This window comes from Gemmobacter serpentinus (genome assembly GCF_008973825.1).
Classification (GTDB): Bacteria; Pseudomonadota; Alphaproteobacteria; order Rhodobacterales; family Rhodobacteraceae; genus Gemmobacter; species Gemmobacter serpentinus.
Genome location: NZ_WCHR01000031.1, coordinates 1 through 7,095 on the forward strand (window position 1 = coordinate 1; position 7,095 = coordinate 7,095).

Below are 7,095 nucleotides of genomic sequence, written 5' to 3' on the forward strand. Positions count from 1 at the left end.
TCCACAGCGCCGCCCGGTCCTGCGCCCATTCCGGCGCTTGGGCAGGGGCGAGGATTTCGACGTGATCGACGCCGCCCCGGGCGCGATAATCGAACGAAAGCCCGGTGCGGTGATCCTCGATGTGGGACGCGCTGCGATAGGCCGCCGCCGCTGTGGCGCTGCGGCCAGCGGATCGCGAAATCATCGTGGCCCGAAGGTGGTAGATCGCCATATCCGCGCCGCACTCTCAAGGGGTTCAAAGGGGAAGTCCGTTCCCCCTTGCCCACACAAACTCGCAAGAGTTTGTATAAGTGGGCACTTCGTGTCTTGCAACCTTCCCGCATTCCGGACAAAAGCACAACCGGAACGAGCAACAGAGCGGCGAAATGGTGGGGACGATTGAACAACAGGTAGCTGAGGCTCAGGCAAAACTGGCCCGCCTCAAAACACGGGCAAAGGCACAGGACACCCGCCGCAAGATCATTGTCGGGGCCATCGTCACAACCGAGGCCCTGAAAGACCCCAAGATCGCCAAGTGGCTGGCTTCGACCCTCCGCAAGAACGCGACCAGGGAAGTCGATCAGAAGGAACTGGCGGGGCTTCTGGCTGACCTCGATGCCAAGGCGCACAGCGCCGGGGCCGGTGAAGCATGAGCGAAGGCAAAGATTCCTTCGAAATCCTGGCCGACGAGCTGGCCCGCATGGGGCAGCAGATCGCCCATCTCCAACGAACCAGCCTTAACAAGACCGAGGCCGAAGCCCTGAACCAGCAACTTGTCCAGGGCGTGGCTTCGATGGCCCAGACCGGGCAAGCTGTCTACGAGGCAATTTCCGAGCGCATGGACCTGCGGTTGGAAAAACTGGCGATGGAAACCATCCTCGCGGCTACCGATGCCGCACGCAGGGCCATCGAGAAAAGCCATGCCGAAACCAGCTCTGCCGCCCGAGACTACGCCAAAGCCGCAGGAGAGGCCCGCAGAGCGGCTTGGCGCTACTTCGGCGGGTTCTGGGTGTGGTTGGCATCGGTCGGCGCTGGCGGGGCCGTTCTGGGGCTTCTGACGGCGTTTCTGATCATGGGCCGGGGTGATGCGCGCGAGTTCGGCCAATATCCCCAAGTCTACTGCACCACCGCAGGGGGCCAGATTGTCGAACAAGACGACGGCAGCTCCTTCTGCGCCATCTGGATCGACCGCCCGTCTCAGTCTGGGGGCTGACCTCGCCGCCGCCTTGCCTTCTTCATGGCAAATTCACCGCTGGCCACAAGCGCAGCCGGTAGGCTTCTGGACGCGATACGGGCGAAAAGCCCTAGTGTTATTAGTGTTACCTACGGAGTAATGTTACGGATGACAGAACGTCTTTATTTTCATGGCATTAACCCTGTGGATAGTTCCGAAAGGTGCGAATCTTGGTTCCGAAAGGTGCGAATCTTGGTTCCGAAAGGTGCGAACGTCGGCTCCGGAAAGCACGAACAATTTTGGTTCCTGATAGTGCGAACGTAGACGGTTCCTGATAGTGCGAACACATGTTATGAGTCAGAATGTCCCTTTTCCCTGATCGTCACCCGCAGAAAGACTTCTTCATTCTCGACATCGCGGATGTCGTGCCCAAAGACGACACCGCCTCGATGGAACACCCGCTGTTCTCGCTGGCGACGAAGCCAGACATGCGCCACCTTCTGTATGAATCTGGCGACAGCAGGTTAGAAATCACCCCGTCATACAACGGCCTGCCGACGATATTCGACAAGGACATCCTGATCTTTTGCATCAGCCAACTGATGCACCTGAAAAATCGGGGGGAACAGATCGGAAAGCGCGTCCGCTTCACGGGCAGAGAGCTGCTTGTGGCAACGAACAGACCAACAAATAACCTCGGATATCAGCGCCTGGAGCAAGCATTCAAGCGCCTGCGCGGGACCACCTTCAAGACCGACATCCGCACGGGCAACAAGATGGAAACCCGAATCTTCGGTCTGATCGACGAAGGCGGATTTGTCATGCGCGATGATGGTTCATGGCGCCTCGACTACTGCGAAGTCGTCCTGTCTGATTGGCTGATGCGCGCGATCGAAAGCAACGAGGTTGTCACAATCTCGCCAGACTATTTCCGACTGCGCCGCCCGTTGGAGCGCCGCTTCTATGAGATTGCGCGCAAGCACTGCGGCGCACAGCCAAAGTGGCAGATTGGGCTGGCCAACCTTCAGAACAAGACGGGCAGCAACGCCCCTCTCAAGAAGTTCCGGTTGAACCTCCGGCAAATCATCGAAGATGACTGCACGCCGTTCTACAAGATCGAGCTGACGGCTGATGATCTGGTGATCTTCCGGCCACGGTCCGCTTCTAGCGCGCTGGCACCTGATATCCGGCTGCCAGAATGGTCCGAAGATAAAGCCCGCGAGGTTGCCCGCGAGAAGGGCAGGGATTACCACGTCCTGCGGTCGGACTGGATGGCCTTTGCCAAGGCCGAAACTGCAAAAGGAAACCCGCCAAAAAATGCCGGGGCAGCCTTTGTGGCATACTGCAAGAAACAGGAAAATCTGCGGCGATAGGAAAATCCTTGCAACGGCGCAACGCGTCACACAGCATAGCCATGCAACGATGCGCAACGGACCCGCAACACCATGAAATACACCCTTTCAGAAGCAGCGGCAGCCACCGGCAAGAACAAGGCGACCATTCAGCGCGCCATAAAAAGAGGGAATATTTCTGCGCCAAAGGGTGAATCTGGATCATATGAAATAGACCCGTCAGAGCTGCACAGAGTTTTCCAACCCGTCGCGCAACGCGTCGCGCAGATCGACAATGCAACGATACGCAACGGCGCGAAACAGGCTGGATTGCCCCCAGATTTCAACGCATTGCAGCGGATAGCTGAACTGGAAAAAGAACTTGCCGTGATGGAGGAACGAAAGAACGGCTTGGAGGAGCAGAAGCGGCATCTGACAGACACCGTGGAGGATCTTCGCAAGCGCCTAGATAGCTCAGAGGGCCGCGTTCTGGCACTGCTGAATGACCCAAGACCGAAAGGCTTCTGGAAACGCGTCTTCGGCTAGCTAGGGCAACGTTTCCGGAAAGGTCAGTCGCCGCATGATACTTGAAGTCTGTAACCCAATGGGTTATATTCTGTCATGCAGTCGGTAGCAGAAACCCCGATCTTCACCCGTCAGACGGAAAAGCTCTTCACCGAGGACGAGAAGCGCGAGCTGATCGACTTTCTGGCGGAGAATCCGTTGGCAGGAGATGAAATCCCGGGAACGGGTGGGGTGCGCAAGGTTCGCTTTGCGGCATCCGGACGCGGCAAGAGGGGAGGGGCGCGGATCATCTACTACTACCTTGATGACACCATGCCGCTCTATGCCCTTCTGGCCTATGCGAAAAACGATCAGGGCGACATGACGCCCGACGAGAAACGCGCCGTCTCCGCACTGTCGGCGGCTCTCAAGGCAACGCGAAAGGAGAAGAGATGAGCACCCTTGGCGACGACTTGATCCAGGCAATGACCGAAGCCCTCGCCCATGCAAAAGGCGAAGGGCCTGCCATCGTCCACGACCCGATTGCTCCGCGGGAAGTGCGCGAACGAGCGAACCTGACCCAAGCCCAGATGGCCCCACTGATGGGCATGAGTCTGTCCGGCTACCGGAAGTGGGAGCAAGGACAACGCCGGATCAGTGGACCGGCTGCAACCCTTCTGCGTCTGATCCAGAAAGAACCAGACATGGTGAAGCGCGCGCTGCTGTCGTAACAAGGCCATTTCGAACGCAGTCGTTGCGCTAAGTTGCGTTTCGACTTCTCTTCGGATAGCGATTTTTCTCGCACCCACTTTGTGAGGAGCTCTGACCATGGCGGACTCAATTTCTTCATTCACAGCCGCAAACAAGGCTGCTTGGAATGCTTCGGCCTCGTTGCACAGTCGAGGAGCGGAATGGGACAGCCTTTTGGAGCAAGCCGCCCGGCCGGATTTTTCCGTTCTGGATCCTGAACTTAGAGAGACGATTCGGGCGCTGGGGCTTGAAGGCAAATCGGCGGCGCAGGTTGGATGCAATAATGCGCGCGAGTTGCTATCGCTTGCGTCTCTGAAGGTAATTCCCTCGGTGGGCATCGACCAATCAGGCGCTTTCCTTGAACAGGGGCGGGTCTTAGCCAAGGCAGCAGGCCTCGAACCCCGCCTGATCGAGGCTGACATCTATGACTTGCCGGACGACGTTGGGACGTTTGATCTGGTGCTGGTCACTATCGGCGTGCTGAACTGGATGCCCGACCTTGGCGGCTTTTTCCGAGTGATCGCGGGGCTTCTCGGCCCTGGTGGCCACTTGTTGGTCTATGAAACCCATCCCGTCATGGAAATGTTCGACCCCGAAAGCGACACGCCTCATGAGCCTGCGATCAGCTATTTCCGCACTGACCCGCTCAAGGAAGAAGGGCTAATCTCATACGACGGGGTCGATCATGGTTCGGGCGAGACAGGCTACTGGTTCATCCATACACTCGGGCAGATCGTGACATCCTGCGCCACCGCCGGGATGACCATCACTTCATTGAAGGAGTTCGGGTATTCGATCCGGGAGCCAGAGTATGACGTGTACGAAGGCCGAGAGGCTCAGATTCCCATGAGCTACCTTTTGCATGCAAGAAAGATGTGATCTCCACACCCCGACAGCATTCTAGCAACCGTCTGCAATGGGCTCCTTCAAGACCTTCGCCGCTGTTTGTTCGAGCGACGGGTTTGCGGGACGAAACGACCATTCGGGTTTTGAAACCAAATGGCCGCTGTGACTGGCTCTACGCCATTGCCATTGCTTCAATTTCGAACAGCAAGCCGGGGATCGCGAGGCAGGTAACGCCTAGTAGGGTCATCGGCGGTGCGACCCGATGGGGTCCGAACCGCATGCCCATCAGGTCAAAGTTCTTCAGCGCCTCGTCGACATCAGTTGCATAGACACTGAGCTTGACCACATTGCCAAGATTCATGCCCGCCCTTTTGAGAACGGCTTCAAGGTTGTCCAAGGCCAGACTGATCTGTGCGCGCATATCGCCTGGATGCTGCGGGGCGCCGTCTTCGTCCACTGCGGTCTGCCCCGCGCAAATCACTTGCCGCGTCGCGCCGTCGATCACCTCGGCTTGGTTGTAGCCCAGCTTGATCGACCAGTCCCAGGGGTTCACTGCCGTCCGTTCCATGTCGCAATCTCCTTGTTTTCAGTTGCTGGAATCGGTGTAGGGCGAAATGGCGCCAAATATTGTCACCATTTTTGATAAGGTCGAGATATGAACGTGAGACTCAGACATGACGCCATCGTGCGCAGCCTTCGCCGCAACGGCACGTCGACTGTTGACGAGCTGGCCGAAGAGGTTGGTGCCTCCCGCCGGACCGTGTTGCGCGATATCGGCGCACTGCGGGACGAAGGCTATGTGATCCATTCCGAGGTCGGCCGCGGCGGTGGCCTCCAGCTTGACCCTCAATCAATGCAGACACGGGCCAAGTTGTCCGTGCCCGAAGTGTTCGCGCTGCTGATCAGCGTCGCGGCAATGCGAGCCGCCGAGAATTTGCCCTTCTCGGAACTTGCCGACGCTGGGTTGGCAAAGATCGAAAAGGCCTTGCCGTCGGACAAGGTGAAAGACCTACGCGCGTTTTTGGAGTGCCTGCACATCGGCCAGCTTTCACCTTTGCAGGATTTGTCGGACATCAGAAAAATGGACCCCGACCTTCTTGGGGCCTTCGAGACGGCGTTTCTGGGCCGGCACTTCATCCGGTTCGACTATAGCGATGCAAAAGAGCGCAAGACCGAGCGGCAGGTGGAACCGCAAGCCATGCTGATCCTGCCCCCCCTATGGTATCTCATCGGCTGGGACCCTGCCCGCGACGACTTCCGCCATTTCCGCATGGACAGGATCAGCAACCCGGAAGCGGTTCCGACTACAAGCTTTCGCCGTCGGCATGTGCCGTTCGAAGATGATGTCTGTCCTTACAGCGAATTGCACCCGGAGCGTCGAAGCAGTCATTCGTGGTAAATGCAGCGCCAACACATTGGGCTCAAAGTGACAGGAGATTGTCATTCCTACAACTCGTGCCCCACCCCCCGTTCGCGCTGAACCTCGGCTTCGTGTTCCTGCTCCAATTCCTTGGCATGCAGCCGCTCAAGCCCCTGAGCTATATCCCGCTCTTCCACCTCCCGGCCCTGCCGGATCGCCGCCAGGCGGGCGGCGATTTCGTCGTGGTCCAACGCCTTCGACCCGGCGCGCAGGCGGTCGGCAAGGCTTTGTGGGGCGGTGGATTTGTCTGATGTCTTTTCGCTGATCGCTGAACGCTGATCCCCGATATCTGAACGCTGATCGCGCAACGCCCAAGCCTCGCGCATCCGGGCGGCAAGATCCTGCGGGCGGTCGCGGTCATGCCCGCCGCCTTCATAGGCAAGCCCGGCCTCGGGCGGCTGCAACCTGTCCAGGACGTGGTCCGCCGCCCGCTCAAGCCAGGTCCGGACATGCCCGGCCAGCTCCTGGGCAACACGCGCCACCTCGGCGGCATGGGCCTTGACCTCATGCCAGACGCGGACGGCGGCAACCTCTTGCCCGCGCTCCTTCAACTGCCATGCGCCCGCCGACAACTGGGGCAGGGGCGGGCGGTCCAGCGCAACAGCTCGGACGGTGTGTTCCAGCGCCTCAGCCTCGTGGCCTTGCTCCTGGGCGACGTGGGCCAGATCCAGCGCCTCGATGCGCTGCGCCTCAAGGGTCCGGTGGTCGATCCGCTCGCCGTGGCCGGCCAGCTCCAGGGCAAGGTTGGCGTCCTGCGCCCATGCCTCGCGCCACCCCTCCAGAACCTCGACGGCGTTCCAATCGCGGTTCTTGGTGGTGAAGCCCTCGGCGGCGATCTCGCGGGTGGTCAGCAGGATATGGGCGTGGTGGTTGCGGTCATCGCCTTCGCGCCCCGGCGCATGAAGGGCGATGTCGGCCACCATGCCCCGGTCCACGAACTGGCGCTGGCAGAAGTCACGCACCAGCTCGACGCGCTGCCCGTGGTCCAGCTCGGCGGGCAAGGCCACCCTGATTTCGCGGGCCACCTGCGAATTCTTCCGGGTCTCGGCCGCCTCGACCGCGTTCCACAGCGCCGCCCGGTCCTGCGCCCA

11 protein-coding genes are annotated in these 7,095 nt (G+C 59.6%); 8 read left to right on the plus strand and 3 right to left on the minus strand.

Translation table 11 applies throughout. From position 1 onward, the window contains the following. Positions 1–211 (minus strand): MobA/MobL family protein (locus GBJ34_RS16135; protein WP_192931258.1); only part of this gene is annotated, 211 nt, incomplete at its 3' end. 79 nt (positions 212–290) lie between these two features. On the opposite strand from GBJ34_RS16135, the gene GBJ34_RS16140 reads away from it, so the two are divergent. The 7 genes from GBJ34_RS16140 to GBJ34_RS16170 all read left to right on the plus strand — a co-directional run bounded on the left by GBJ34_RS16140 (position 291) and on the right by GBJ34_RS16170 (position 4,617). After that, entirely contained in the window at positions 291–632 is a 342-nt protein-coding gene (locus GBJ34_RS16140; RefSeq protein ID WP_226341237.1) for a hypothetical protein, read from the plus strand. Beyond that, the gene (locus GBJ34_RS16145) at positions 629–1,192 is read left to right on the plus strand and encodes a hypothetical protein (protein ID WP_151720232.1); all 564 of its coding nucleotides are present in this window, start codon (positions 629–631) and stop codon (positions 1,190–1,192) included. The genes GBJ34_RS16140 and GBJ34_RS16145 overlap by 4 nt, the downstream gene beginning before the upstream one ends. Positions 1,193–1,515: 323 nt before the next feature. Then, on the plus strand, positions 1,516–2,526 hold the full coding sequence (locus GBJ34_RS16150; RefSeq protein ID WP_151720233.1) for a replication initiator protein A: 1,011 nt from the start codon (positions 1,516–1,518) through the stop codon (positions 2,524–2,526). Positions 2,527–2,598: 72 nt separating this feature from the next. Beyond that, positions 2,599–3,030, plus strand: a complete 432-nt coding sequence (locus GBJ34_RS16155) for a DNA-binding protein (protein WP_151720234.1) — start codon at positions 2,599–2,601, stop codon at positions 3,028–3,030. A 75-nt stretch (positions 3,031–3,105) separates the two neighbouring features. Next, the gene (locus GBJ34_RS16160; protein WP_151720235.1) at positions 3,106–3,444 is read left to right on the plus strand and encodes a type II toxin-antitoxin system RelE/ParE family toxin; all 339 of its coding nucleotides are present in this window, start codon (positions 3,106–3,108) and stop codon (positions 3,442–3,444) included. Then, positions 3,441–3,719: a helix-turn-helix domain-containing protein gene (locus GBJ34_RS16165; protein ID WP_151720236.1), complete on the plus strand. Its 279-nt coding sequence runs from the start codon at positions 3,441–3,443 to the stop codon at positions 3,717–3,719. The genes GBJ34_RS16160 and GBJ34_RS16165 overlap by 4 nt, the downstream gene beginning before the upstream one ends. 97 nt (positions 3,720–3,816) lie before the next feature. Continuing rightward, positions 3,817–4,617 (plus strand): class I SAM-dependent methyltransferase, encoded by an 801-nt coding sequence (locus GBJ34_RS16170; RefSeq protein ID WP_151720237.1) that lies wholly within the window; start codon positions 3,817–3,819, stop codon positions 4,615–4,617. A gap of 139 nt (positions 4,618–4,756) precedes the next feature. Here the strand turns inward: GBJ34_RS16170 and GBJ34_RS16175 are convergent, their stop codons facing one another. Further along, on the minus strand, positions 4,757–5,152 hold the full coding sequence (locus GBJ34_RS16175; RefSeq protein ID WP_151720238.1) for a RidA family protein: 396 nt from the start codon (positions 5,150–5,152) through the stop codon (positions 4,757–4,759). 87 nt (positions 5,153–5,239) lie between these two features. On the opposite strand from GBJ34_RS16175, the gene GBJ34_RS16180 reads away from it, so the two are divergent. Further along, positions 5,240–5,983 carry a helix-turn-helix transcriptional regulator gene (locus GBJ34_RS16180; RefSeq protein WP_151720239.1) on the plus strand — a complete coding sequence of 248 codons (744 nt, stop codon included), beginning with the start codon at positions 5,240–5,242 and terminating at the stop codon, positions 5,981–5,983. A 47-nt stretch (positions 5,984–6,030) separates the two neighbouring features. On the opposite strand, the gene GBJ34_RS20880 is transcribed toward GBJ34_RS16180, so the two are convergent. After that, positions 6,031–7,095 (minus strand): MobA/MobL family protein (locus GBJ34_RS20880; protein WP_226341238.1); only part of this gene is annotated, 1,065 nt, incomplete at its 5' end.